The sequence below is a fragment of the Bradyrhizobium sp. sBnM-33 genome (assembly GCF_032917945.1).
Taxonomy (GTDB): Bacteria; Pseudomonadota; Alphaproteobacteria; order Rhizobiales; family Xanthobacteraceae; genus Bradyrhizobium.
Genome location: NZ_CP136624.1, coordinates 2,434,920 through 2,460,187 on the forward strand (window position 1 = coordinate 2,434,920; position 25,268 = coordinate 2,460,187).

16 protein-coding genes and 7 pseudogenes are annotated in these 25,268 nt (G+C 60.1%); 8 read left to right on the forward strand and 15 right to left on the reverse strand.

Annotation, left to right across the window (positions count from 1 at the left end; translation table 11 throughout):
- Positions 1–439: 439 nt before the first annotated feature.
- Positions 440–1,549, reverse strand: a complete 1,110-nt coding sequence (locus tag RX328_RS11255; protein WP_213257468.1) for a Fic family protein — start codon at positions 1,547–1,549, stop codon at positions 440–442.
- 205 nt (positions 1,550–1,754) lie between these two features.
- Here RX328_RS11255 and RX328_RS11260 point away from each other — a divergent pair, with 205 nt between their 5' ends.
- On the forward strand, positions 1,755–2,063 hold the full coding sequence (locus RX328_RS11260) for a P-loop NTPase fold protein (RefSeq protein WP_213257469.1): 309 nt from the start codon (positions 1,755–1,757) through the stop codon (positions 2,061–2,063).
- Positions 2,064–2,280: 217 nt separating this feature from the next.
- Here RX328_RS11260 and istB read toward each other — a convergent pair.
- Positions 2,281–3,085, reverse strand: a pseudogene (gene istB / locus RX328_RS11265) (IS21-like element helper ATPase IstB).
- A gap of 14 nt (positions 3,086–3,099) precedes the next feature.
- Positions 3,100–4,633, reverse strand: a pseudogene (gene istA, locus RX328_RS11270) (IS21 family transposase).
- 227 nt (positions 4,634–4,860) lie between these two features.
- On the opposite strand from istA, the gene RX328_RS11275 reads away from it, so the two are divergent.
- On the forward strand, positions 4,861–5,760 hold the full coding sequence (locus RX328_RS11275) for a P-loop NTPase fold protein (protein ID WP_249727301.1): 900 nt from the start codon (positions 4,861–4,863) through the stop codon (positions 5,758–5,760).
- Here RX328_RS11275 and RX328_RS11280 read toward each other — a convergent pair.
- The 5 genes and pseudogenes from RX328_RS11280 to RX328_RS11300 all read right to left on the reverse strand — a co-directional run bounded on the left by RX328_RS11280 (position 5,690) and on the right by RX328_RS11300 (position 11,031).
- Positions 5,690–7,061: pseudogene (locus RX328_RS11280) on the reverse strand (IS30 family transposase). The gene RX328_RS11275 and the pseudogene RX328_RS11280 sit on opposite strands and share 71 nt — an antisense overlap.
- A complete protein-coding gene (locus RX328_RS11285) occupies positions 6,976–7,701 on the reverse strand; it encodes an IS3 family transposase (RefSeq protein ID WP_213257000.1) in 726 nt (241 codons plus the stop codon). The pseudogene RX328_RS11280 and the gene RX328_RS11285 overlap by 86 nt, the downstream one beginning before the upstream one ends.
- A gap of 33 nt (positions 7,702–7,734) precedes the next feature.
- A pseudogene (locus RX328_RS11290) lies at positions 7,735–9,104 on the reverse strand (IS110 family transposase).
- Between the two features lie 199 nt (positions 9,105–9,303).
- Positions 9,304–9,624, reverse strand: coding sequence for a transposase (locus RX328_RS11295; RefSeq protein ID WP_213257002.1), 321 nt, complete (start codon positions 9,622–9,624; stop codon positions 9,304–9,306).
- A 174-nt stretch (positions 9,625–9,798) separates the two neighbouring features.
- Complete coding sequence (locus RX328_RS11300; RefSeq protein ID WP_213257004.1) at positions 9,799–11,031, reverse strand: Fic family protein; 1,233 nt, start codon at positions 11,029–11,031, stop codon at positions 9,799–9,801.
- A 794-nt stretch (positions 11,032–11,825) separates the two neighbouring features.
- Here RX328_RS11300 and RX328_RS11305 point away from each other — a divergent pair.
- Positions 11,826–12,219 (forward strand): annotated as a pseudogene (locus tag RX328_RS11305) (YbgC/FadM family acyl-CoA thioesterase).
- A gap of 94 nt (positions 12,220–12,313) precedes the next feature.
- On the opposite strand, the gene RX328_RS11310 reads toward RX328_RS11305, so the two are convergent.
- Genes RX328_RS11310 through RX328_RS11330 form a run of 5 tightly spaced genes read right to left on the reverse strand, consistent with a single transcriptional unit; the run spans position 12,314 to position 16,096 of the window.
- Complete coding sequence (locus RX328_RS11310) at positions 12,314–12,985, reverse strand: DNA-binding protein (protein ID WP_108522608.1); 672 nt, start codon at positions 12,983–12,985, stop codon at positions 12,314–12,316.
- The gene (locus RX328_RS11315; RefSeq protein WP_057900883.1) at positions 12,960–14,150 is read right to left on the reverse strand and encodes a helix-turn-helix domain-containing protein; all 1,191 of its coding nucleotides are present in this window, start codon (positions 14,148–14,150) and stop codon (positions 12,960–12,962) included. Before RX328_RS11315 ends, RX328_RS11310 begins: the two co-directional genes overlap by 26 nt.
- A complete protein-coding gene (locus RX328_RS11320) occupies positions 14,143–14,463 on the reverse strand; it encodes a hypothetical protein (RefSeq protein WP_197423324.1) in 321 nt (106 codons plus the stop codon). The genes RX328_RS11315 and RX328_RS11320 overlap by 8 nt, the downstream gene beginning before the upstream one ends.
- 53 nt (positions 14,464–14,516) lie before the next feature.
- Positions 14,517–15,530, reverse strand: coding sequence for a hypothetical protein (locus RX328_RS11325; protein WP_213257006.1), 1,014 nt, complete (start codon positions 15,528–15,530; stop codon positions 14,517–14,519).
- Positions 15,527–16,096 carry a hypothetical protein gene (locus tag RX328_RS11330; RefSeq protein WP_213257008.1) on the reverse strand — a complete coding sequence of 190 codons (570 nt, stop codon included), beginning with the start codon at positions 16,094–16,096 and terminating at the stop codon, positions 15,527–15,529. Before RX328_RS11330 ends, RX328_RS11325 begins: the two co-directional genes overlap by 4 nt.
- Before the next feature lie 299 nt (positions 16,097–16,395).
- On the opposite strand from RX328_RS11330, the gene RX328_RS11335 reads away from it, so the two are divergent.
- The 4 genes from RX328_RS11335 to RX328_RS11350 all read left to right on the forward strand — a co-directional run bounded on the left by RX328_RS11335 (position 16,396) and on the right by RX328_RS11350 (position 20,125).
- Entirely contained in the window at positions 16,396–17,208 is an 813-nt protein-coding gene (locus tag RX328_RS11335; RefSeq protein ID WP_057841659.1) for a type IV toxin-antitoxin system AbiEi family antitoxin, read from the forward strand.
- The gene (locus tag RX328_RS11340; RefSeq protein WP_249727303.1) at positions 17,208–18,233 is read left to right on the forward strand and encodes a nucleotidyl transferase AbiEii/AbiGii toxin family protein; all 1,026 of its coding nucleotides are present in this window, start codon (positions 17,208–17,210) and stop codon (positions 18,231–18,233) included. Before RX328_RS11335 ends, RX328_RS11340 begins: the two co-directional genes overlap by 1 nt.
- Positions 18,234–18,341: 108 nt before the next feature.
- Positions 18,342–18,701, forward strand: a complete 360-nt coding sequence (locus tag RX328_RS11345) for a DUF6788 family protein (RefSeq protein WP_317258682.1) — start codon at positions 18,342–18,344, stop codon at positions 18,699–18,701.
- Positions 18,698–20,125, forward strand: coding sequence for an ISNCY family transposase (locus RX328_RS11350; RefSeq protein WP_317258683.1), 1,428 nt, complete (start codon positions 18,698–18,700; stop codon positions 20,123–20,125). The genes RX328_RS11345 and RX328_RS11350 overlap by 4 nt, the downstream gene beginning before the upstream one ends.
- A 217-nt stretch (positions 20,126–20,342) precedes the next feature.
- On the opposite strand, the pseudogene RX328_RS11355 reads toward RX328_RS11350, so the two are convergent.
- Positions 20,343–21,066: pseudogene (locus RX328_RS11355) on the reverse strand (IS630 family transposase); the annotation flags it as partial.
- Between the two features lie 97 nt (positions 21,067–21,163).
- Positions 21,164–21,220, reverse strand: a pseudogene (locus tag RX328_RS11360) (hypothetical protein); the annotation flags it as partial.
- 860 nt (positions 21,221–22,080) lie between these two features.
- Here RX328_RS11360 and RX328_RS11365 point away from each other — a divergent pair.
- A complete protein-coding gene (locus RX328_RS11365; protein WP_213253681.1) occupies positions 22,081–25,131 on the forward strand; it encodes a Ulp1 family isopeptidase in 3,051 nt (1,016 codons plus the stop codon).
- Positions 25,132–25,268: the final 137 nt, after the last annotated feature.

Sequence of the window (25,268 nt, forward strand, 5' to 3'; positions counted from 1 at the left end):
TTTCCCTTGTTGTGGGGGGAGCCTGGCTGTTTGGGATGATCTTTATCGATGCATTCCGTTCCGAGAAGCATATCGTGCTCGTGCTGAGCAGTGTGTGGGGCGGCGGTGCCCTCACTCTTGCGAGCCTCTTCATTCTCGGCGCGATCGGGGAAAGGTACTCGCCTGTCGGATGGGTTGGAGCGAACGATAACCGCGACCCGAATGCGCCGGCTAAGGTAGAGCCGGTTGTCGTGGCCGATACCTATCTCAGTCCGAGAACATCAGAGCTTTACGGCCGACCAGTGCCTGCGCCGATGACGAAGTATGTGTCTGAACGACTTCGGCCTGATCCGATGAGAGAGCGCCCTTCGTCGTCACCGCCTTGACCGGCGCCTTCCATCAAGCTCAGTGCTATCGCGTCGATACTGGTTGACATGTTCAAAGCGGCGGATAGGCGAATCTAGGTGTCCTCTGGCAAATTCAGTTTGTATCGGGTGTGCCTGAGTTCGCCCGTTTTCGTAAACGCGCCCATTTCGACAAGATCTTGTAGGTCTCTTGTCGCAGTGGCGCGTGATGTCTTGGTGATGCTGATATAGTTTTCCGCACTCAGGCCGCCCTTGAACCGATCGATGCCTTCGTGGAACATACGCGCCACGACCTTTTCTTGGCGCTCGTTGAATTGACCGCGAAGGCGCTCATAGAATTTGGCCTTAGCGACGTAGAAATCGACCCGATTAATTGTGCTCTCTTGCGCTTCGAGAATCGTCAGCGCGAAATATTTCAGCCAATCGGTGATTTCGAGGTCTTTGTTGTTCCGCTCCAAAGCTTCGTAGTAAAGCCGCCGCTTGCGTTCGATCGTATAAGCGAGCGCAATGAGCGTCGGCTGCCCGAGATTTTCCGCCAACGACTTTTCCGCTATGGCGCGTCCGATACGGCCGTTACCATCCTCGAACGGATGAATGCAAACGAAATAGAGATGCGCGATACCGGCGCGCGTAAGGGCGGGCAGGGGATTTTTTCCCTCTGGCGCGCCGTCATTGAACCAGATGATGAACGCATCCATCTCCTTTTTCATTCTGTTGGAGGGAGGCGCCACAAAGTGAACTTTGGGCTTTCCTGCAATCGGTGTCACAACCTGCATCGGTTCGGGATGGGTGCGGTAGCCGCCGATGTCCTGGATTTTCCGATCGCCGCTCATCAGCATCTTGTGCCACTTGAACAACATGTCGTGCGTCAGCGGATCGGCGAATCTTTTATAGAGATTCGCCATCATTTCCGCGATGCCGTGCTCGGCTTCGTTGACGTTGGTATCGTCGCCCTCAAGTCCGAATTGCTGACGCAGCGAGCATTGAACGCTCTCGCGCCGCAGTATCTCGCCTTCAATTTCCGAGGTTTTTACCGCTTCGTCGCTGATGAGCTCGATTTTGAGCATGTCACGGTCATCCTGGCCGACATGCTTGAAAGCGCCCAAGAACTCGCCGGATTTGACGAGAAACTTGGTTTCGAAGGGCTCTAAGAGCTTCGAATCAAAGGTAAATTTGGGCCAATCGGGCTTTTCCCAGTTCCACATGAGCTATAGAAACCTCCGCCATACCTCAGAATAACTGCATTTATGAGCTATAGCAACGAATTCTATAACTCACGGGCCTGCTATTGAGGGACAAGCGGATGACGATGCTGCTTGGCATTGCATCACAACTCAGCCGTGCTTTAGTCTCGAGCTCAATTGGGGCGTCAAACAAAAACTTGGAGACTCCGTTCGCCGGTGCGGCTTCATGCGGCCTAATTCATATCGACAGCACGGATGTGGGAACGACACTAACCGCGACTTTCTAAATTTTACCGGCGTCTCTGACACGGTTGTTGAAATCATCGTTCAGGCTAAGGGCAAACCGATCTCCATTGGAGTTTCTGGTGCGTGGGGCGCTGGCAAGTCCTCAATGATCAGACTCGTTCGCGCTGGGCTCGAACAGCGCGCCGAGGGCAAGCGGTCAGATTTCATTTTTGTTGAGTTCAACGCTTGGCTTTATCAAGGATACGTGCGTATTCCGACGATCGCGACCACCCGCTACGACGGATTGTGACCACCCATTCCGATCGATCGCGACCAGTGTGATGGTGCCGTCAGGTGCATTTTCTGATCTCAGTGTTTTGGCTCGACGTCAAGCGCGGTGGAGGCCGTCCCCGTAGTCGACAGGAGGGACCCGCGCGCGCTGCGGAGTGCCCCCGCGGCTGACGCAGCAGCGCGCGCGGGAGGTCCCTGTTGACCCACGGGGGCGGCCGGTGGGCTGGCGATGCGCTTCATATTTTTGCTCCCGTGGGCGGCTTGCCGTTGGCTGGCGGTGTGGCCGCGGCCGGCGCCAGCCGTTCCTCGTCGGCTTTGAGCTTGCGCATAGACGGGCCGTCGAGCTCGATCCGATAAGCGTTGTGGACAATACGATCCAGCACGGCGTCGCCGACGGTGGGCTCGCCAATAACCTCGTGCCAAGTTGCCACAGGGAGTTGGCTGGTGATGAGGATGGAGCCGCGGCCATGACGGTCCTCGACGATCTCCATGAGATCGCGCCGCTGACTGGCTGAGAGGCGGTCGGGTCCCCAATCGTCCAATACAAGCAAATCGACCTTGACCAGCATCCGGAACAGTCGCGGGAAGCGGCCGTCGCCATGAGCGAGATCGAGATCAGCGAACAGACGCGGCACGCGCGTGTAGTGGACCGTGTAGCCGTCGCGGCAAGCCTTTTGCGCGAGCGCGCAGGCTAACCACGACTTGCCCGATTCCGCACGGGCCGGTGACCAGCAGGCCGCGGTGCTCGGCGATCCAGCGGCAGGTGGCCAACTGTTGGAACAGCGCCTTGTCGAGCCGGCGTGGCGTGCGGTAGTCGACGTCCTCGACCGCGGCTTGGCTGTGCCGCAGCCGGGCGGCGCGCAGTCGGGCCTGGAAGCGACGGGTGCTGCGATAGGCGACCTCGCGGTCGAGCAGCAGAGCCAGCCATTCGGCGTGCGCGAGATTGCGAGCCTCCTCTTGCACCTCGAGCTCGGTGAAGGCTTGCGCCATGCCGTCGAGCTTGAGCGCTCTGAGCTGGTCTAGAGTGGGATGTGAGAGCATCAGTCGTCATCTCCTCAATGGAAGTAGGTCGGGCCACGGATGTTGTCGTGCGCTATCGCTGGCCCGTCCGTGGGCGTTGCGGGCTGCTGGCGATCGAGATTGTTCTTGAGGATCGAGTTGACCGAACTGTAGGAGCGCGCGCCGATCTCGAGCGCGCGGCCGCACGCAGCCTCGAGCCTCTCGCGGCCATATGTCTTGGCAAGCCGCAGGATGCCGACACAGGCGCGGAAGCCTTGCTCGGGATGCGTGCGCTCCCGCAGGATAGTCGCGATCAGTGCCGACGTGCGGCGGCCGATCTCGGCGGCGCTTCGCCGGAGGCGCTCTGGCGTCCAGTCGGCATAGCGCCGGTGGCTCGACGGCATGTGCTCGCGCACCGTCGTATGCTTGCGGTCGGAGGAAGAGCGCACATGGGCGGCAACGCGTTTGCCGCAGTGGAAGACTTCAATCGTGCGCGCCGTGATGCGCGCCCAAACCTTCTCGCGCAGCAATTGGTGCGGCACCGAGTAGTAGTGCTTCTCGATCTCGACGTGGTAGTCGAGCGCGACCCTGCATTCCTTCCATTCGGCAAAGACGTAGGGCTCGGCCGGCAGCGGTTTGAGCGCCGCGCGCTCGATCTCGTCGAACAACGCGCGGCGGCTTGCACCGAGATGGCGCGACACGCGGTTGTTGAGTTGTGCGACAAGCTCGGCGATGGCCACGTTCAATGCGCAGAGCGAGAAGAACTGCCGGTTGCGCAGCTTCGCGACGATAAATCGAGTCGCAATTTTGGACCGCAACTTCTACCTTAGCTTTGTCGCGGGCGCGATACGGCCGCGCCGGAACAATGGCGGTGTTGTAGTGAGCCGCCATCTCGGCATAGGTGCGGTTGACCGTCGGCTCATAGAAGCAAGCCTTGGTGACGCCCGAGCGCAGATTGTCGGACACCACCACTGCCGGAACCCCGCCGATGAACGCAAAGGCGCGCGTGTGCGAGCCGATCCAGTCGGACAGGCCCTGCGTCCAGGTGGCCTCCGCATATGTGTAGTTCGTCGCGCCGAGCGAGGCGACGAACAGCTGGGCTGTCAGTACCTCGCCGGTCGAACCATCCATCACCTCAAGCGTCGTGCCGGCGTAATCAACGAACATGCGCTCGCCAGCGACGTGGCTCTGTCGCATAGTCGGCGACAGCCGCGCCGCCCAGGCGCCATAGAGCTCACAGTAGCGGCTGTACCCGTAACCATCCGGGTAGGCCGCGCGATGCTCCTCCCACAATAGCTGCAGCGTCACCCCTGGCCGGCGAAGCTCACGGTGGACCGCCGCCCAGTCTGGCTGCGGTCGACGCTTTGCGCCGACCGTTGGAGGTCGGTAGAGTCGGGCCTCCAGCGCCTCGTCCGTCAGGCCTTCCGGTACCGGCCAGGTGAGGCCGGCGCGGCGTGCCCGCTGGATGCACTCCCCGGCGGCCGTTGCACTCATCCCCAGGCTGGCAGCGATCTTGCGTTTGGACATGCCGGCGGCGGACAGCCGCAGCACGTCGCGAATTTTGCGCATAGGTAATCTCGGTCCTGGCATTTGCCCCCGCTCCTCGTGGAAAGGAGCGAGACCATGCCGATTCGCAGATCACCCAACGGCGCCCGTCACACCCGTCCACAGGCTGGTCGCGATCGCCCGGAATGGGTGGTCGCGATCAATCGGAACGCCTGGTCGCAATCAATCGGTACAGCCGGTCGTGATCAATCGGAACGCCCGGTCGCGATCGCTCGGTACGCGCAGGATACGACGACGCGCGCGCGGCATTGATGGAAGTTATCGCGACAGCGCTCGCAAAAGAAGCCGAACAGCGCAGGACCGGGCTCGAAAAAGCCAAAGAGCTGCTGCAACGCGTGAATTGGTTTCGCGCCGTGAAACTTGGCGCAGGATCGGCCTTAGCGCGTTCGCTCCGCCTACCGCCGACAGGAATACTTAATGAAGCCATCGAACTCGGGAAAAAAATTGCGACCGGAAATGCTGGCGCTGACGACATCGCTAAGGCCGAAGGCACAGTAACCGATGCCGCCAGCAAGGCATCGGGCCTGATCAAGCCACGCACCGAGTCCTCGCCGCCTAAAGAAACTCATGCGATCCGCAAATCGTGCGAGGAAACCCTCGAAGTAATGGGCACGAAGCTTATTGTGCTGATTGATGATTTGGACCGCTGCCTTCCGCAAACGACGATATCAACGTTGGAGGCCGTTCGCCTTTTCTTGTTCCTGGAAAACACGGCGTTTGTCATTGCCGCCGATGACTCTGTCATACGTCACGCTGTCCGCCGTCACTTCGATGGGATCGTCGATGAAGGCTTGGTGACAAGTTACTTCGATAAGCTCATCCAAGTTCCTATTCGCGTTCCGCCCCTGGGGACACAGGAAGTAAGGGCGTATTTGATGTTGCTGTTTGTAGAGAACAGCACAGGTGGCCCCTTTGCTCAGACCGATGGGGTTCCCTTGCTGCCGTGGCAGGTAAACGACGCCGAACGCAGAATAGCCGAAATCTGGGGAGCGCCTCTGGAAGAAGTCCAGCATGTACTTCACAACAATCTTCGTATGCTGGGCGGATTCAAGCGGTCGTCGCAACACCGACTATGTTTGCTCATGGCAGCAACTCGTCAAGCGCTTCTGCCGGCGTTTGCCAGCCCAGAGTCTTTCTTGGTCGAGCATTGAGGGCCGCTGCCACGGCGGCGATTTCGTCAGCGCTGTGGATGCTCAGATCTGTGCCTTTCGGGAAGTACTGACGTAACAGCCCATTGGTGTTCTCGTTTGTGCCACGCTGCCATGGGCTTTGCGGGTCGCAGAAGTAGACTTGGCCACCCGCATCGATCTTGAGACGATCATGCTGAGCCATTTCGGCTCCCTGATCCCAAGTCAGCGAACGACGCAGTTCTTGGGGCAAGGTGATGATGGTGCGCGTAATCGCGTCCCGCACGGCTTCGGCCCCGTGTCCCGCGAGCGCAGGGCCGTTCTTCGTGCGCGGAGCTTCGCCATGCCCCGCGAGCCGGGGAAGATGCAATAGCATCGTGAAACGCGTCGTGCGTTCGACCAGCGTGCCGATCGCCGAGCTGCCAAGACCGAGGATGAGATCTCCCTCCCAATGTCCCGGTACCGCTCGATCGGCTGCTTCGGCGGGGCGTTGGCTGATCATGATCTCCGGCGAGACAAAGCCTTTCCCTCGCCTGCGCACGCGCGCCCTGGGCACCCGTAACACGCGTCCTGTTCTCAAGCAGGCCGTCAGTTCGCGGCGCAGTACTCCCCGGCCCTGAACGAAGAGGGACTGATAGATGGCTTCGTGACTGATACGCATCGTCTTGTCGTCCGGGAAGTCGATCGGCAAGCGTCGGGCAATCTGCTCCGGGCTCCAAGCCCTGGCCCATCGTCGATCCTTTCGCGGGCCATGCCGGCGACCCTTCCACGGAACCGCGGGACCAGGAACGGGAGCGCCGCTCGGGGCCACGACGGCGCTGGCAAGTCTCTCCTCCACATAGTGTGCAAGGTTGTGTTGAGCGCAAGCTTGGTTGGTTTAGGCCGACGGGCGGATCGATCCGCATGCCACTGGGCAGTCGTCGCCCGATACTCCAACCCGCCGCTGCAGGTGGCTGCATTGCGCCGCAGTTCTCGCGAGATTGTCGAGGCGGATCGACCGAGACGACGCCCAATCTCCCGGATGGAATGGCCCTGCACCTTGAGAAGCGCAATCTCTTCGCGCTCCACCAATGACAAGTATCGCCCGGAGAACGCCTTTGCTGAGGACTTGAACATCGCTGTGGCATGCCGCCCGCCTTTCGAAACCATCTGGTTCCTACAGGCTGTGCCACCCCGGCTTCCAGCGCAGCATCTTCGCTGCTTTGCCCTGCGGCAATAGCTCGCCAGAAACTTCTCTGTTCATCCCGTCCAGCCACAGGCGGTCGCCCTGACGATGGTAATGGCGCTCGTCCAGACCGTGCCGATCGCCGCTTTCGAATGCTCATCGCAACCTCCAACTCCAGAGTGTTGCGACGACCGCTTGAATCCGCCTTGAACACCGCGATCGGAATGGTGGATCAGGCCGGCGCCAGGCCGCTGCGCCGAGATGGCCATCCGCAACGCCGTGAGTGGCAGTTCGGCACGCAAATGATCTTCCATTGCCCAGCCGACGATCCTGCGGCTGTAGAGATCCATGACGGTGGCCAGATAGAGCCAGCCCTGATCGGTCTCGATATAGGTGATGTCGGCGAGCCAGATCCGGTTCGGCGCGGCGGCGGTGAAGTTCCGCTCGAGCAGGTTCGGGGCGATCGGAAAGTCGTGGCGACTGTCGGTGGTCCGCACCCGACGCGGCTGCGCCATGATAGCCCGAACGCCGTGACGGCGCATCAGCCGCTCGATGCGGCCGCGGCTCACCCCACGGCCCTGAGCCTTCAGCTCGATATGGATACGCGAGCTGCCATAGCGTCCACGGGTTTCGTGATGGACCCGCTTGATGTCGTCGACGAGTTCGCGGTTGGCGGCAGATCGCCGGCTCTCCGGGCGCGAGCGCCAAGCATAATAGCCGGCCGGCGAGACCCCAAGCACGTCGCACAGGATCGTCACCGGGTAGTCGGCGCGGCGATCTTCGATGAAGCGGAATCTCATTTCGGTCCCCCAGCAAAGATCGCGATCGACTTCCTAAGAAACAGCCGGATTGGTGTCCCCCGAAATGGCCTGCAACACGAAGCCCAGCGATTTGGCCCGGCGCTGAAGGTTGGCAAGGACACGGCTGCGATATTGTTCTTCATAATAGTCGGCCCCCGGATCCTTGTAGCTCATGCCATGCCGGAGTGCGTTGTAGAACAGAACCGCAATCTTGCGGGCGGTCGCCGTCACGGCCTTCGACTTGCCCGCGCGCGAGGCTAGCCGCCGATAGAATGCTCCGAGCGCCGTATCGCTCCGCCCGACGGTTGTGGCTGCCAACCGCAACAGTGCTGCTGCCCGACTGGAAGATCTCCGTGTGCGCGAGGACAACACCTTACCGCCGGAGATTTTGTTGCCTGGTGCAAGGCACAGCCAGGAAGTGAAGTGCTTTGCGCTCGGCCATGCCTGCAGATCTGTGCCGCACTCACCGATGAGCTTCAATGCCAGCGATGGGCCCAACCCATGAATCTCAGTCAGATCGATGCCGAGCACACCGTACAGCGCGGTCCTGACATCGAAGGTAGGCGTGTTGACCTGCTTGGTCTTGATGCGTGGCTTAGATAGCTTTCCGGCCGGTCTTTCGCCTCTATTGTTTAGGGCCGCGATCAGGACCTCGAGCTTGCGGTCGCAGTCGAGCATCTTCGCCTGGTAGACGTCGTAGAGTTCCAGCGATTGGGTCAGCGCGAAGACATGTTCGTGCCGGTCGTTGCCCACAAGTGCCGCCCCGATCGTCTCGATGGATGAATGGTATCGCACGTCCCGATAGGTTGCCAAGACGTCAGGATTCCGCTCGCCTGCAACAATGGCTCGGATAATCCGCATGCCGGTCGCGCCCGTGATATCGGAGACCACATGATGGAGTTGCAGATTCATCTCCATCAGGGCCTTCTGCAAATGCTGGAAATGGGCCGCGGCATATTCCACCAGCCGCTCCCGTTGGCGCAGATACGCGCGCAGAGTTGCAATCTCGGCATCAGGTCGGAAGCTGCCACGTAACAGGCCATAGGAATGAAGCTCGCGTAACCACGCGGCATCGCTGACATCGGTCTTGCGCCCGGGCACGTTCTTGGCGTACCGCGCATTGACCAAAATCACATCAAACCCGCACGCTGCTCCAGGATCTCGTAGACGGGGATCCAATAGACCCCAGTGGATTCCATCGCGACGCTCTTCACGCCGCAGGCTTTGAACCAGTCCGCCAGATCATGCAGGTCTCGCGTAAATGTGCCGAAGGAGCGCACAGGCACGTCGGTGGAAGCGGGATTAACCGCAGCCATGTGCATCTTTGATCCGATGTCGATGGCGGCGGCCGCGACGTTGACCGGCTTCAGTTCCGGGCGGTCGCCGGTCGTCCTCTTGGGCATGGCAATCCTCCATTCAATGACCAGCAGGAGGGTCTGGGCTATGCCAATCGTCATCTTCCTAATCGGGATCGCCGCCAAGGCGACGTCACCACTCTCAAGTTCGCATGCACCCATGGACCATGTTTTTTAACGGGGATTGTGCCTCCAATAATCGAACGGCCGCTACCCTCCAGCCACAGAGGATAGCACAAGGCTGTTTCTACGCCGCACAGGCGCGCCACGGTGCTGGACAGTTTTTTAAAATGTCGCGCTCCATACGCAGTCGCTCGTTCTCTCGCTGCAGACGCGCGATCTCCGCCGCGTGGTCCGCCGACGGCAGCGTCGCCTGCGTTGTGGGGCGCCGCGCCGCCGCCGTCGGCTCCCGCCCACCCCCACGTCGTTCCACCCAACGCCGCAACACGGAATCGGGCAGGCCAAGTTCCTTGGCGACCGATCCGATCGAGCGGCCGCTCGAAGCCACCAGATCGACCGCTTGCCGCTTGTAATCGTCCGTAAACGACCGACGTTGACGTCCTTCCATCCGACACCTCCTGACTCATCGAGCCTACTACAGGTGTCCATCAATTCGGAGGAGGTTCAGCCTGTCGCAGGGTGCGGTTACAGATCAGCTTCGATCACGGCAAGCGCGACTATTAGCATCGCGGCTTTCCGTTTAATCGGGTTCACGCTAACGGCCGCGCATGGTCATTATCCATCACGGCCACTTCGGGCTCGCCTTCGCGGCGTCGTCAGGCTCCGATTCATCGGGAAGGATCGGTTGTTCACCGAAAGGACGGTTGATGATGTTCAGCGCATCATTCGCGGCGTAGACGCGATTGCGCGAGTAGCCCGTCCGTTCGGCGAGAATGCCAGCCTCCTCCAACTGTGCGATAGCCTGGTGCGCTTGCGGCGGGCTGATCTCGAGGAGTTCTCCGAGCCGTTTGGCGGTTAGGACCGGGTAATGGGGAAGCTCGTCGAGCGCGCGCGCGGCCGCCGATCCCTTTCGGAATTTGCGACGGCTCCTCCACAGTTCTGACAGTTCGGACAGAGCCGAGCCCGTTTTCATGAGCTCTTCGACGGTGCCGGTCACGGCCTCTGCCATAAAGATTATGATAGGCTGCCAGTCGAGGCGCTGCTGCGCATCCTTCAAGGAAGCGTAGTACGCGCCCTTCTTCGCCTCAATGTATGGAGATAGATAAAGGGGGACGTGCTTCTCGGCAGCCATCATCAGTGGAAGAAGAAGACGACCGACGCGGCCGTTGCCATCGCGGAACGGGTGGACCGCCTCGAAATGGGCATGCGCGATGGCCATTCGCGTAATGAAACCCTGGGTCATCTGCTGCATTCCCTCGTTGCGGAGGTAGTCGACTGTCTGAGCGAGGCAAGCCGGCACCTCATCGGGTGGCGGCGGATTTAGGCTTGAATAGGCGATGTTGCCGCCCCCTCCGATCCACACCACGCGCGTGCGGAGTTCGCCCGGAACGTCCTGGTAATCGGGATCATCTTTCATGACGGCGCGATGGAGACTCTTCAGGAGATCGATCGTGAAGACGCCATATCCGTCCTTCGCCGCCAATGGGATGAAATCGTCAAGAGCCACAGCGTAGTTGCGGACCTGGCGCGCGGCATCCTTTGCGTCGTCGCCGCCGGTCTCCTCGACCGAAAGGAGTTCATCGAGCGTACTTTGGGTGCCCTCGATCGAGGACGAACTGACCGCCTCCCGTCGGGTCAGGATTCGGCTGACAATGTAGGGGTCCTTCATCTGAGTCGCGATTGCGTCTATTTTCCCGAGCGCGCCCTGGGCATTGTCCAAGGCCTTCATCGCTTGGATAACTGAGACCCCGTGCTCCGGGGGAGGTGGTGGGATGATACCGTAGTGCGCCTCATACGGGTGCGGCAGCCGTTTCAGGGTCCCCCGGATTGTGTGGCTGAGATCGCTGCGCTTCATGGCAAAGCCTAGTTTGGAGCCTGCTTTGGTATTTATAATTAGGGTTTCTTATAAAAACCATAACAAAATCTGCTTTTTTGGCGCTCCCCTTAGGGTTCCCGAGATCTTGGGGAACCGGAAAACAAGCGAGCTGGTCGTCTCAGTGGTTTCAGCTCTGCCGTGCCATCCTAAATGCGGACAAGCCGCTTTCAGCGTAGCGAAGGGAACTGAGACCTCCGGCTCCGCGATCAATCATCCGACTTCATCATCTGAGCGGCAGGCCGGCAGGCCGACATCGCGGGCGCACGGCTACCCTTCGCGGCAGGGAAGTGAGTCGAAGCGCCGGCGCACGTCGCAGGAATAAGAGGAGCTGAAAGCTCATCGGCGATAATCGACCGGGCCTGGTCGCCGGGTCATAGGTTCAAATCCTATCCCCGCAACCACCGATGCTTGCGATTGCAAATAGAGTCCCAGCCTCCGAAGGGAAGCCGGGGGTTCTTCTTGCCCGCCGCAAACCGCAGGATCGCAGCGAGGTCGCCGCGTAGCGCAATCGCGAGTTCTTCCGTCTCGAGCACGAGTGTCACCTGATTGACCAACGTCCGGAAAACCTCCGCAGCTTCGGCCTCGATGTCTGCAGCGCGGTGCCTGCCGTATTCGGGCGACCGGTTCAGCTTCCGGCAAGCGCAGGATTTTAGCGCTTGCTCAAAAAACCGCCTCTGTGCAAGACAATTGGTCCCTGTACGCGCAATAAGGGGAACCGCGCTGTGACAGTCTCTCTTGACGGCGAAATTCGAGACGGACGGCACTACATGTAGGTGCGTGTCTACTTTGAAGATACCGATGCCGGCCAGATTGTCTATCACGCGAATTTTCTGCGTTTCATGGAGCGCGGCAGAACGAATTACTTGCGCCTGCTCGGCACCAATCAGCAAGCGCTGCTCGAGGAAACGCGGAACGACGCCCCGGGCTTCCGCCTTCGTTGTCCGTTCGATGACGATCGACTTTCTAAAACCGGCAGTCTTGGACGACCTCCTTGACATTGTCACGGTCCCGCAAGAGGTGAGAGGCGCGTCGATTGGCTTGCTGCAGGAGTGCAGGCGCGGGAACGATCTGTTGGTCTCGGCGCGCGTACGGGTCGCGTTTATCTCGGGCGGAAAAGCGCAGCGCATCCCGAAGGCTCTGAGGCTCGCTATGGAAGAGCACAGGTAAACCTGCGTTTCGTTCACGCTTTAACGCTCCCGCGACCCAATGAAATCAATGCGTTGGCGTTCTCTTGCGACATCGTCAAGTCAGAGTTCGCCGTTCACTTTAGATTCGGGAGCTTCGCGCTGTCGGCAGAATTTACAGCGGCGGCCCCAGAGCGCTCGTCGAAAATTCGCTCTCGATACCCAGGGAGGCAAGTGCAATCGCGTGAACGCTCCATCCCTATAAGTGCGATAACGCCTTCCACTCTTTCTAATGGAATTCGCATGCGCCCGTCGCGAAGAGCGAGATACATCGCTTCGATGACAGGTTGGTCGCCGAGGACCGCGATGGCCGTTGGATGACGTAAGATGTCTAACGACCAGCCTGGATTTCGCGTTTTCAATAGCGCGCTGGCGCGGCTTCGTCCGCGCCGTTCATCGATAACCGGCAGGAAAAATCTTGCTGCCGCGATGGCGATCGTTGCAGCTTCGCCGTCGTCAAGGGAGGGCGAGGTAGACGTGAGTTCATGAAAAATCTCGTACTCGGCGTCGGTCATAGTGGCGAGCGTTACGATTCCACGCGTCACGAGATCAAACAGAAAGCGGTGCTCGCCGTTCTGCCGGCTCGTCTCGTGCTCCAGCTCTCCAGCCACGATCTCGGACACGACGACATCATTGGGAATGGACGCGAGGATGCGCTCGCCATATTTGCAAGCGTGAAGGTTGATCAGAACACTTGTGTCGAGAATCAGCGGATCCGCGATATCAATCAGGGAGCTTGTGCAACTCATCCGTGTCTCTTTCCTCAAGCTCGATCTGGTCGATAACGCCGCGAAGCTCCACTCGGCCCACCTTCAGCAGCTCCGCCAATTGTCCTTCCGACATGAGCTCGCGCTTCCAGGCGGCATGCGCCATCAGGCTCAGGCGGTGGGAGATGGGTCGGTCCGCGTCGCTCTTTGCGGGATCGCGGCGATCGGCCATTTCGCCGAGGACCTCTCGGACATTGTCATCGGTGATGCCGCCGTTGTTTTCGAACCATGCCCAAGTGCCTTTCTTGGCAAGGCCCAATTCCTCGAGCCGCAGCCCGCAGGCTTGGCGCGAGATATTATATTGCTGGGCGAGGAGAATGATCAGGCGCCGGGTCGTTTTGCCGGTGATCTCCTTCAGTTGGCGGAAGCTTTCCGAGAAGCTCTCGGCTGGCGTCAGGAATGCACGGCCAAAGACGTTGGCATAGCGTTCATCGCGTGAGAGGAACTTCTCATCGTCTTCGAGCACTTCGGGAATCCGACGGGTACCATAGAAGTGGCCGACCTCATGCGCCGCGGACTGGATGCGCCGCGGCAATGGGTGGTTGGCGTTTAGAAGTATGCAGGCGCCGACACTTTCATCGTAGGTGAAGAGGCCAGCAACCTTTGAACTGGATGAGAGACGACGCTGATACAATCGGATGCCAAGACCCAGTTCGATGACCGAGAAGATGTCGGCGATCGGCCCCGGACCGAGACCCAGCCAGTCGCGCAATTCCTTGGCATGCTTTTCTGCGAGGGCCGCAACGTCGCCCTCGTTTATACCGTGTTCCGGGGGGTAATTTCGACGTCGCTGGATGCCGAGGATATTCTCCATTTCAACGTCCGCTTTAATCAGGTCGTTGAATAGCTGAACGGCTTCAGTGGTGTGCGCGTCCTCCGTCTCCCGCAACTTGCGGAACCGAGGCATCAGATCGGTATGCACTGCCTCGCGGCGGAGGAGGGCGTTGACCGATACGCCGTAGTGGCGCGCGAGCGTCTGGATTTCCTGGATGCGCACACGGCGCACGCCCTTCTCGATGGATACAAGGGTGGGGCGGGACATGCCGATGACCTGGGCCGCGTCATCCTGGCGGACGTCTGCGTTCTCCCGTGCTATCCGCAGGCGGCGTCCTATTTCCTGTGCGCTCAGCTCATTCAGATCAGCCATTGCGCCCTCCATCCATCCAGCTTTTCAAAAAGCTTTGATCTCCTTGCGCGGACAAAAATGCCCGCCATTCCTCGGCATGAGTTACCAACATCGTCCTCAGTTTCTTCAGAGTGTCTTCGTAGTTTTCCGCTATCGCAGCTGAGATTTGCGAGGCGTGAACGCGAATGTTCTCGTCAGGCAAGCCGCTCATGTCCGCGAGATGCTGCAGGTGACGCGCACCGACGCTTCCGTATTCGACCATGATGTCCCGATCAGCCTTTTGGGGTATGACCGACAAGGCATCGGCCGCGTCAGAAGCGGCAAGGTCGGACACGATATACGTACCAGGCGCCTCGTTAACGCCAGCGGCATGCAGGCTGAGGCGTCTCAGCAAGCAAGCCGCGCACAGGCCACACTGCTTCCTACCGTCCTACCGCCTACATTGACGACCCGGCGCGCTTGCCAACAGGAATGGGTACTCGTCAGATGCTGTTCGGACTTTCCGATCATGTCCAGAAACGCGCGCAACGTCTGACCTTTCGTCGACCAGAGGCGTGGCTGCTCAAACCGCACTCGGTAGCCCAGCACTGCCTTGATGAAGCGCTCCATCTTCCGAAAGAACGTCGGATGGTTGCGATAGTCGGCGTAGATGTTGTGCAGCGGGAGAAGTACCGGCCCAAGCGCGCCCTGGCCGCTCTCCGGAACAATGACGCGCGTCACGTTTGAGAGCTGTGCAGCAATCGCCGTCACCGCCGCAAACTGAAATCCCCGCGAGCGGAAGCTGCTTTCGTTCCCGCGATATCCCTTCACCTTGAAGGGAATCTGCGTGAAATAACTATCCCCGTTTTTGCGCCGCTGGCGATTGCCCGCGACCCGGATACACAGTGCCTCAGCCTCGCTCCCGCTCAGAGCGGAGACGGCACGCGAATCCAAACCATCGCTGTAAGCGACGGCGAAGGTCTTGGCCTTGCCGAAGTCCAACGGCATCTGCCGCGTGCCGATCGGCGAGAGGTTCTTTGCCTGGACAAAGGTCAATCGCCATGCGTCGCCGGTCAGGTGGTTCAAGACGCCGTGCAGGGCCTTCAGAACCTCCGGCTTCTGCCAGGCCTTAAGGTCGATGACTGGGATCGCCACATCGAAGGTTCGGCGCCAGCCCAACGGACGCTTCCAACGCCGGTCAGCGAACTCGATGGCGGCGCAGAGAACAAGCATATCGTAGTGCAGCGGCTCGAAGCCCTTTACGTCAAAGCTATCCAGAACCGCCGGATTAAAGTAAATGTGACGGCCGACCTCCGCGATCACAGCACCCTTCGGGAGGGTGCGGCGGCTGCGCTTCTGTCCCTTCTCGATAACGATCAAGCGCTTTTCTTGCATCGGTGAGTATTTCGGATTGGCGCTCACTCTTCGGGCCCCTCATCTACGCCGGCTTTCTTCTCAACCGCCTGCCTGAACGCGCGCTTGTTGCCGGTGGCCAAGGCGTCGCAGAGTTCGCTGGGCTTGATGGCAGCGAACGTCTCGCGGTTCCGCTCGATTCCCTTCTGGTAATCTTCGCGGCTCATGTCGCCGAGATCGCGGGCACGAATGCATTCTTCGTCGAGCCGGTTTTTGATGGTGCCGATCCATTCTTTTGTCGTGCTGTCGAGCGCCTGATCGAGCGCCTTCTCGGGAGGGAGTTGATCCCGGAGATTCGCAATCAGATGTCTTTGCAGGGTATCCGCCAGTGGCGACGTTGGATGAGACTCGAAAATCGTTTCGACCGCCGTGACCGGGTCTAAGTCCATTTGGGGGCGGTCGGCATGAGCTTTGAGTTCATCGAAAAGGGGACTGAACGTCTTCATGTCCACGTCACCGATCATGCTGTGGCACGCCTGCGTCGTTCGCTCCTCACGGCTCGTGGCGTCGCTGACCAGGTCTTGGCCATAACGCTTCCAGCTGCTGGGCAACTCCGCATTTCTGAATGGGTCCATTGCTCATGGCCGCCTCCCATGTCGGCAAAATAGTAACAAAATCTAACAATGTCAACATTTATTGAGAATTATCTGACATTGGAGATCCGTCTAAGCAAACCGCTTAATTCGTCTGATGCGGTCCTTTCGCGGGGCGGTTTGTTCTAGAAGTGCGCCGGAAGGGGTAATTTTTAGCCCATACGGCGCGTTTTCGCCATCAAAGGGACGGCCGATCGGCCCCTTTTCTCAGGAAGATTTGTTGACAAAATTTGCGTCAGACTGGCTATTTGTTACCTGCCTTGGCGCAGAATTGAAGACTTATGCAACCCCGCCAGCACAAAACGGCCAGCTTCCTGTCGGCTCATCCGGTCTTCACCCGGGCTGAGTTCGCGGCGGCCTTCGGCCATCCGGCGAGCGCGGCCAATGTCACCAGCCTGCTTAGGCATCACCTGCGCGCTGGCAACATTAAGCGGGTCAGTCGCGAGGTGTTTGCCGCAGTGCCGGCCCACATGGCGGCGGAGCGGATGGTGATCGACCGCTTCGCCGCGGCGAGCAAGCTGCGTCCCGATGGGGTCCTGGGATTTCACTCAGCCCTTGAGCTGCACGGCATAGCCTATTCCGAGTTCAACGAGGTTCAGCTTATCAGCGCCGGACGGACCGAACGCGTGGACCTGCCATTTGGTGCTTGCCGCTTCGTCACGCCGGCGAAGGCGTTGGCGGCGACAGGCAAGGCCAACTACCTGACCGCGACTATGGACCGGCAGGGAGTGACGGTCCGTGTGACGGCGGTCGAACGCACGGTCGTCGATGTCCTACATCGGCCAGAACTCGCGGGCGGCGGCGAGGAAGTTCTGAAGTCGCTGGATCTGGTGCGCTATCTCGATCCGGCGAAGGTCGCCGACTATGTCGAGCTGCTGGATAATCGGTCGCTCGCCTCGGTTTCCGGCTGGTGGCTCGAGAAGCGGCGCGCCGCGCTCGGCGTCTCCGACGATGTCCTGGCGCGCCTGCGAACACGGCTTCCACGATCAAAGCATTATGCGCTGGGTGCGGAACCCGGTCATGCGGTGCTCGTCGAGCCATGGCGCGTGCTTCTCCCAGCGCAGGCGGTCGACGCCGCCTTTGAAGGCGTTTGATGGTCGCGTCGCGAGAAACGCTTCAGGACATCGCGGCCGAGCGGCAGCTCCAGCCCGCGACGCTGGAGCGTGTGATCCGGCTGATCGACATTCTCGATGCCTTCGGCGCCGACACGCTGATCGGGCCGCGCGTCGCCTTGAAGGGCGGCACGGCACTCAACGTCTTTCATTCCGATCTGGACCGCCTCTCTGTCGATATCGACGTCAACTATGTCGGCGCGGTCGACAAGGAACAGATGGACGCCGACCGCCCGGGATTGGAAGACCGGATCGAGCGCTTGATGGAATCGAAAGGGTACGTCGCGCGGCGTGAGCCGTCCGAGCACGCTGGCGGCAAATGGATTTATCGCTACGCCTCTGCGCTGGGCGGCGCGGGGACCATCGAGATCGATATCAATTATCTCTACCGCGGCCCGCTCTACGGCGTGGATCGCATGCCATCGGTGGCAATCGGATCCTACCAGGCCACGAATGTTCCGGTCCTCGATATCCACGAGATCGTCGCCGGCAAGATGGTCGCGCTGATCACGCGGCGCACCGCGCGCGATCTGTTCGACGCCCACCGGATCATCGCCATGCCGTCTCTCGACTGGGCGAAGATCAAGGCGGCCACCTTGATGATCGGTGCGAGCGCCAAGAGCTTCGACTGGCGCACAGCCTCGCACGAGGAGATCGGATGCGAGGTCGGCGACATTACCGGCAAGCTGACCATGTGCCTGCACGATCGGTATTTCGACAGCTTTGGCGGCCCAGCAGCTTGGATCGAGAGCGTCACGACCGAATGCCGGGAGAAGCTCGCGCCGCTGTTTAAGTTCACAGCAGGGGAGGGCGCATTTTTGGATGCCGTGCTGGACCGGGGTGAGATCGCCGCGTCTTCTCTGGAGGTGCCAGCAAACGTGCGCGCCTCGATAGAAGCCAGTCCGGCCCTGCGGTGGAAAGCGCAGAATGTCAAAGCTTGGAAATCTGGCGACAAGTTGCTGCGCCACGTACAAGACGAGCAGCGCGGCCACGTGGAGAGACTCTAGCTAGTTTCTGTCGCGAAAGACATTTCGCCCTTTAAAATGGGGTTATTTCGCGATTTTCGAGCACGTTTTTTCTTGCGGCGTACATGTGCATGGTATCACATTCTTCATATGAAGCATGTTGATTCGGAATCGCCTTCGGATGTCGCGCGCTGGCTGCGAAGCGAATCGACGAATCTCTGGCCTGCGCTTCTGGGTTCGCTGAGCCTGCGTCGTAGCCGGTGCATCCGCAAGAACTGCCCTGCGTGCCAGTCTGGCGAACAGCATCAAAGTTATGTGCTCTACGGTCGCGCGAACGAGCGTCGCGTTGCCGTCTACGTGCCGGAAGAGCTTGTGCCGGAGGTTCAGCGCAACCTGGACAACGGGCGCGCTCTGCAGGATCTGCTGCACCAGGCGGCACCGCGATACATCAAAGCGCTGAAGCGACAGCGCGCCGAAGCATCCAAAAGCAAGAAGAGCCGAGCGGTGTGAGAGCGACAGCGCGACAGATCAGCTTTGCCGATTGGGAGCTGATGCGGCAACGTGATCAGGGCATTCGCCTGGAGCCGCTGCTGGAGGCGATATCTGGCTTTCTCGACGACCAGCGGGACGTCATCGAGCGTGTCCGGCGGGATCTGGTGCGTGGCCTGAAGCAGCCAGATAGCGGTCGTCACGGATTGACGGCGACACAGGTTCTGCGCTCGCTGGTTCTGATGCGGCTCAAGAACTGGGACTATCGCGAGTTGCGTGAACGCATCGCAGATGGATTGACGCTTCGTCAGTTCACCGACTTCTACTGCGCGCCGGTGCCGAAGCACGACGCCTTCCAGCGTGGCTTCATCCGTCTGACCCCACAAACGTTGAAAGCGGTCAACGATTTGGTGGTTCGGGCAGCGGTCGAGCTCGGATTGGAGGATGGCACGAAGCTGCGGGTCGACACTACGGTGGTGCAGACCGACATTCATCATCCGACCGACAACACGTTGCTATGGGATGTGGTCCGCGTCGTCACACGCTTGGTCCGCCGTCTGGCCAAAGCGCTGGAATTGCGAAGAATCAAGGGCTTTTGCGACCGCACGCGCGCGGCGCGGCGCCGGATGTACGAGATCCAGCGCATGACGACGAGGCAGCGTCACGAGCAGCAGACCCGGATATACCGGGCGCTCGTCGACATTGCCGAGGAGGTCGTAGGAAACGCACGCGCGGGGCTCGAGAGGACCCGCACGATGCGCGGCAAGGACATGTTCGCCGACATGGCCATCGAGGAACTGCGCAGTCAGATCGAGCACTTCTGCGGGCTGGGAGATCGTGTCATCGATCAGGCACGTCATCGTGTGCTCTTTGGTGAGCAGGTAGCTACCGACGAGAAGATTTATTCCATCTTCGAGCCCCATACCGACCTGATCAAACGCGGCAAGGTGCGCACGCCGGTCGAGTTCGGCCACAAAGTCTTCCTCGCCGAAAGCGCGGAGGGCCTGATCACGCAATACGAGGTGCTGAAAGGCAATCCGCCCGACGAGGTTCATGTGGCATCTTCCCTCCAGCGCCACAGGCAGGCCTTTGGCCGTGCCCCGCAGCTGTATGGCTCGGATCGTGGCTTCTTCAGCGAGCAGAACCTTGCCTCGTGCAAGCACGCCGGCGTGAAGGTGGTGTGCATTCCTCAGCGTGGTGGCAAGAGGACGGGACGACGTGAGGCGTACGAAAAGAGCGTGGTCTTCAAGAATGGTCAACGCTTTCGCGCCGGCATCGAGGGACGCATCTCCGTGCTGTTCCGAGGCCGCGGCATGAAGCGCTGTCTCGCCGAGGGACGTGACCGCTTCGAACTGTGGGTCGGCGCCGCGGTGCTCGCCAACAATCTCATGAGGATTGCGGCAATGCTGATGGCAGGATCGTCGCGCAGGCGAAAAGCTGCTTGATAGACCCGTAGGCCTGCCCCGGTCACTCAAAGTGGCCACGGCTCAGCGCATCTCAAGCTGACAGCCGGCGCGCAATACCTGAAACCAACTCAAAAATCATCTGTCCCGAGCTTGCCGGTCCCGTTGCTCTCCTTCATTTTGTGCCCAATCCATCGGCATAACTTGGATCGGCGCCCCCAAATCCGGGCGTTTCGCGACAGAAACTAGCTAGAGCGTTTCACAGTTTGATTGAAGCGTATCCAGCGTTTGCGAAATAGTTGCTGCATTCACCTGCCTGGATTGTGCTGACGAGACCGCCGATGTGGCGCCAGAGCTCATCGACGGTGCGTTCCTGGGCCGCGCGCATCCAGTGCTTGATCTTGGCGAAGGCCTGCTCGATCAGGTTGAGGTCGGGTGAGTAGGGCGGCAGATACCACAGCCTTGCGCCTGCGGCCCTGATGATGCGGCGCAACTCTGCGGACTTGTGGCTCCCGAGATTGTCCATGATGACGATGTCGCCTGGTCCGAGACATGGAATGAGCAGCTGTTCGACATAGGTGCGGAAGCACTCGCCATTGATTGGCCCATCGAATACGCAAGGCGCGGTCAGTCGGTCGCAACGCAGCGCACCGAGGAACGTCATCGTGCGCCAGTGGCCATGCGGCGCGAAGCCGCGCAGGCGAGCGCCCTTGGGCGCCCATCCACGCAGCGGAACCATGTTGGTCTTGATCCATGTCTCATCGATAAAGACCAGGCGTCGCGGATCGAGGCTGGCCTGCCACGATCGCCAGCGGCGGCGCCGGCGGAACGGCCCTGTTCAAGAGCGAACAGCGTTCTTTGAACCGTAGCCCCTCGCGACGCAGGAACAGCCAGACCGCGTTGTGCGAGACCTTGACCCCGCGCGCCGCCAGTTCGTCCTTCAGCGCGTGCAGCGTCAAATGCGGCGTCTGGTTCAGCCGCTTCCGGCATGCTCCGCGATCGGCCCTGGATCACAGCCTCGGCTCTCTCCTGCGCCGCGTCCAGGATGCCTTGCGCGATCTCCACGTCTTCCAGCGGCAAGTGATACTGATCTGGCCGCAGCTTCTCGGACTTCGCGCCGAACTTCTCGCGTCTCAATTCCCCGAGAAATGACCTCCAGCCGACGTCGCGCTTCCTCCGATGCCGCCAGTGCCCCCTGATGCTCGCTCAAGGCTGCCTGCGTTTGCGCCAAAGGCGCCTTCAGGCGTTCGTTTTCGTTGAGCAGCGCCGCAATGCCCATTTGACGCGCTTAGCCGCAGATCATCAAGATGGAAGGCGATTTATCACATCCTGAAACGCGGATGCAACCCAACCAGCCCCGCCACGACGGCCGCCAGAAAGGACTTGAAGCCTACGTGGCGTCAGGTTGTACAGTCTAAATCGTACGAGTGGTCATCGTCTCAGACGCTTCGTGATCGCAAGCAGGGGTTTCAATGTCTCGAGAAGGTGCGCGCGAGTTTGTTGCTGCGCGAGCCTGAATCGAAGTCGGCTCGTACGGAATGTGGCGGCGGTCAATTGGAGCTGAGGCAGCACGTGCAGTTCGAGATCAGATCGGGGCGCTTTCCGCAGCCGGGCGGCCGCAAGTTCAAATCCCGATGTGCCGTATGCCGCGCTTTCGTGCAGGGCGCGCCAACGCTGTTGCCTTCCGATCGGGCAAATATCTGTCCTTCCCTGTCTCCGGCTGTTGTGAGTGCAAGCCGCGACGTGAATCCATGCCTTTTTATGAAGGGACTGTCGTTCTTTGGCGCGCGGCCACCTGCTGCCCAGTTCGTCTGCGGCAGCTAAGGCTGGGGCTGGTGTGAGTAATGCCCGAACTCGGAGCGGGGCGCGACGACTGTCCTCTTGTTCTGGTTGCCGATCTCGGCAATCGGCTTTCTAAAGCTGGAGTCTTTGTGGTCAGCGCACCCAAGTGGGCTCTGGGGCAGCTATGAAGAGTCATCTCATCTCGGGAGAGTGGTATGGAACCTAGCTATAACGATCCGAACTATTGGACGCGTTGGTACGATGACCAGCAAGAGCTGCTGCGTGCGCGGCAAGAGTCGGATAATGAACCTGCGGATCAAGCTGGCTTTGAGCAGCAGTTGGGCGAGCTGCAACTCGGCTTCCCTGAGGAGAGTTCCGCTGAGCTGAGTTCGCCCGATACTCGACCCGCAAAGGCGCACGACGGTATCCCGCGCACTGACGTTGGCGGTTCGATGTGGATGCCGCCGCTGTCCAACCTTCGGGATAACTCGTTCAACAGCACGCGCTATACAGCACCATCGGAACCGGAGCCCGTCGCGCGGACAAGGAATAAGAGCGGAGGACTGTTTTCTCGCGTTAAATCAGGGCTCGGCAAAGGCTTCGGAGGAAGTCGCGATGAAAAGTCGATCGGTGGCCCGGCTTCGGATGTGGTCTATTCAGAGCTTCGTATCGATTGCTACAAGCGCAGCCGCGCGTCCGAAGAGGACGCGGCCCTCCTTTCCGAGTTCGCGCGCGCGGCTGCAGGCCGTTATGCTCCCAGTAGCATTCAGAAGATGGTGGAACATCTGGGCCGGTTCAGCGACTTTTTAAAGTCCAACAACTTGACACTGGCTAGCCTGCTTGAAAACCCTATTCAGTTGAAGGCCCATGCGAATGAATTTGTGAATGCGGGGGGCATAGAGCGAGTGCATACCGCATTGGAAGCGCTTCGGAAGTCCCGCGCCGGCGAGTTGTTGTCTCCTCCTCCTTTTCCGCCGCCCCTTACCGGAGACGCGCTACTCATTCACCAGTACGCGGCAGCAGCCCGGGCACATAATGTTCCCGGCAATACCTTCAGAACTCATACGGATGTTCTTACGCACTTTGCTGAGTGGCTCACAGCCAAACAGAAGCCATCCCTGACTTCTCGGTTTCGAACTGACGAATTAGCCGAGGACATCATGGCCTACGGCGAGGAGAATGACCACAACGGCCGCCTCTTTACGGCCCTGAATCATCTCCGAAGGCTTCAGCCTGACGGGGGAGGGTTCGAAACACTAGGACCGGGGCCACGCGTCATCGGGCGCCGTACTTTGAGTGCTTATGAGAGCGACGCCGGCATCATCGACGGCGCCACTGACGTAGCCTTGGGCAGGCTTGGACCTGAATCGACTGCCAAAGAGAGGGCGCCTATCCTCAACGTCGCTAGTAATCAGCGCAGGCTTAGTGACTGGCTGAAAAGAGAGGGCAGGGAGAGCATAGAGAGTCGACTCAACGGCAGTGAGGAGCAGGAGAAACAATTGCAGAAAGATATCTCGGAGTTCAAGCGAGACATTGGCTATCCGGCAATCAGCTTGGGGATCAACAACCTTCGGGGGTACCTACGCGGCGAGCTCCAGCACGGGCTTCATCCTCGCCGGCTTCATCCTTATGACGACGACGCCAGCATCATCGATGGCGTGGCCAAGGAACAGCTAAGCAAGCTCGGATCCGACCCGGCTTCCCAATCGAAAAAGAAAGATGTGCGGAATACTGCTTCGGCGCAACGTAGCTTCAGTGATTGGCTCCGAACCACGGGTAGAGAGAGCATAGTGAGTCGAATCAACGGCAATGATCAGCAGCAACGGTCGTTGAACGTAGATTACCGGGAATTCACCCAAACCAAACGGAGCATCTGCCTGAGTTTGAACAAGCTACTCAACCAGCTTGGGCCGTACCTACGGCTCGTCGAAGCAAACAGAGCGCTGGGTGTGGCCTTCCCTGAGCGGCCGAGTCAGGAATCGCCGCTTGCCGGTTCGAGCTTATCGTGGCCGCGAGTGCCGTCCGACTTCGACCCGAGCGAGTGGCTGCCGCTCGCGCCAGCTTGGTCGCCGCGAGTGCTGTCCCCGTCCGAATTCAGCCTCGGTGATTTGCCGACGCCGCCTGACTTTGGTCCAAGTGAGTGGCTGTCGCTGTCGTCCGACTATGAGGCGAGCATGCGGCCAATTCCGGAGGCCGCGCCAGCTCGGTCGTCAGAGATCTACCGCGGTCTTAATTCTCTGGTTGATCTGCCGTCCACACCGCAGAATCGGACGTCAGAGATCTACCGCGGTCTTGATTCTCTGGTTGATCTGCCGTCCACTCCGCAGGAGATGCGTGACGATGCTCAGTCTGCGCTGGTGCCTAGCTCCGGCGTTAGATCACCGTTCTTCATCGGGCCATCAGGCGCACCTCAGGAACTAGAGGATATCGGACATCTCGTCGGTAGGGATTGGCAGCATGGCTCCCAGCCGGTCCCGGATTTGCTGGTTGATGTGCTGGACAACAGAATGCTGTTGCCGAATTCGCGCATCGTTCCACAGCCGGTCTCTATCAACGGTGAGACCTACTCGATCATGTTGGGACCGCGAGGGTGCCGCGATGCTCAATTTATCCATCATCCTCGCCCATCCTCGGCTCCGGATGCTCAGATCGGCGCGTTGGCTACGGGGGCCTCTTCTTCCCGCGACCGCAGCGGACGGGTGCTCGACGCCCAGCAATGGCTGGGTGACGAGCATATCCAGCGGGATTACGAGCTCCTGGCGCAGGAGCTGGGGCGGAGTCATCCGAATCTCGCCACCCGGACGCGGTTCGTGGATCCCCTGATAGCCTTTCAGCTGAGCCATGGCGCCGATACCGACGCGCTACGCGCGCTCCATCGCCTTGTCGATGATCGGAATGGTAACGATATAGTCGATTTCCTGTTCTTGCCAGTTAGCGATGCCAGCCCTACGGACCGCGCTCGCCGCGGCGAACATTGGTCGCTGCTGCTGGTTGATCGCCGCGATCGGGAGAGGCCGGTCGCCTATCACTACGACTCCGCCCCCGGATTCAATGATCGGCCTGCAGGACGGCTCGTAGAACGGCTGGGCGCCAACCTGCAAGCCGCCAGCATGCGCCGGCAGAATAACGGTTATGATTGCGGCGTCTTCGTAGTGGATGGGACCCGAGCGCTGGTTAGCCGATTGGCGGTAAGACGGCAGGTAGATGTGAACCTCGACAATCTCGTCGTCGATCGGCGGGCACTGCAAAATCGACTGAGGGGCTGACGCCGGCTTCGACTGATCGTGCGCGCCCAGCTGGTTCGAGCGGCTTCTCGCCGACCCGACCAGAACGCGCAATCACCGCCCTCGCAGAGCATCATGGTGGCTCACAATGTGGAGCGGATACCGGACTAAGGGCCCGT

What these genes read in the sequence shown, in the direction of transcription:
- RX328_RS11260 (WP_213257469.1), top strand. Translation starts at nt 1,755, where the DNA reads ATGCGGCCTAATTCATATCGACAGCACGGATGTGGGAACGACACTAAC.
- RX328_RS11300 (WP_213257004.1), bottom strand. Translation starts at nt 11,031, where the DNA reads ATGAAGCGCAGCGATCTCAGCCACACAATCCGGGGGACCCTGAAACGG.
- RX328_RS11285 (WP_213257000.1), bottom strand. Translation starts at nt 7,701, where the DNA reads ATGAGATTCCGCTTCATCGAAGATCGCCGCGCCGACTACCCGGTGACG.
- RX328_RS11365 (WP_213253681.1), top strand. Translation starts at nt 22,081, where the DNA reads ATGGAACCTAGCTATAACGATCCGAACTATTGGACGCGTTGGTACGAT.
- RX328_RS11345 (WP_317258682.1), top strand. Translation starts at nt 18,342, where the DNA reads ATGAAGCATGTTGATTCGGAATCGCCTTCGGATGTCGCGCGCTGGCTG.
- RX328_RS11310 (WP_108522608.1), bottom strand. Translation starts at nt 12,985, where the DNA reads ATGAGTTGCACAAGCTCCCTGATTGATATCGCGGATCCGCTGATTCTC.
- RX328_RS11275 (WP_249727301.1), top strand. Translation starts at nt 4,861, where the DNA reads ATGGAAGTTATCGCGACAGCGCTCGCAAAAGAAGCCGAACAGCGCAGG.
- RX328_RS11330 (WP_213257008.1), bottom strand. Translation starts at nt 16,096, where the DNA reads ATGGACCCATTCAGAAATGCGGAGTTGCCCAGCAGCTGGAAGCGTTAT.
- RX328_RS11335 (WP_057841659.1), top strand. Translation starts at nt 16,396, where the DNA reads ATGCAACCCCGCCAGCACAAAACGGCCAGCTTCCTGTCGGCTCATCCG.
- RX328_RS11315 (WP_057900883.1), bottom strand. Translation starts at nt 14,150, where the DNA reads ATGGCTGATCTGAATGAGCTGAGCGCACAGGAAATAGGACGCCGCCTG.
- RX328_RS11255 (WP_213257468.1), bottom strand. Translation starts at nt 1,549, where the DNA reads ATGTGGAACTGGGAAAAGCCCGATTGGCCCAAATTTACCTTTGATTCG.
- RX328_RS11295 (WP_213257002.1), bottom strand. Translation starts at nt 9,624, where the DNA reads ATGGAAGGACGTCAACGTCGGTCGTTTACGGACGATTACAAGCGGCAA.
- RX328_RS11340 (WP_249727303.1), top strand. Translation starts at nt 17,208, where the DNA reads ATGGTCGCGTCGCGAGAAACGCTTCAGGACATCGCGGCCGAGCGGCAG.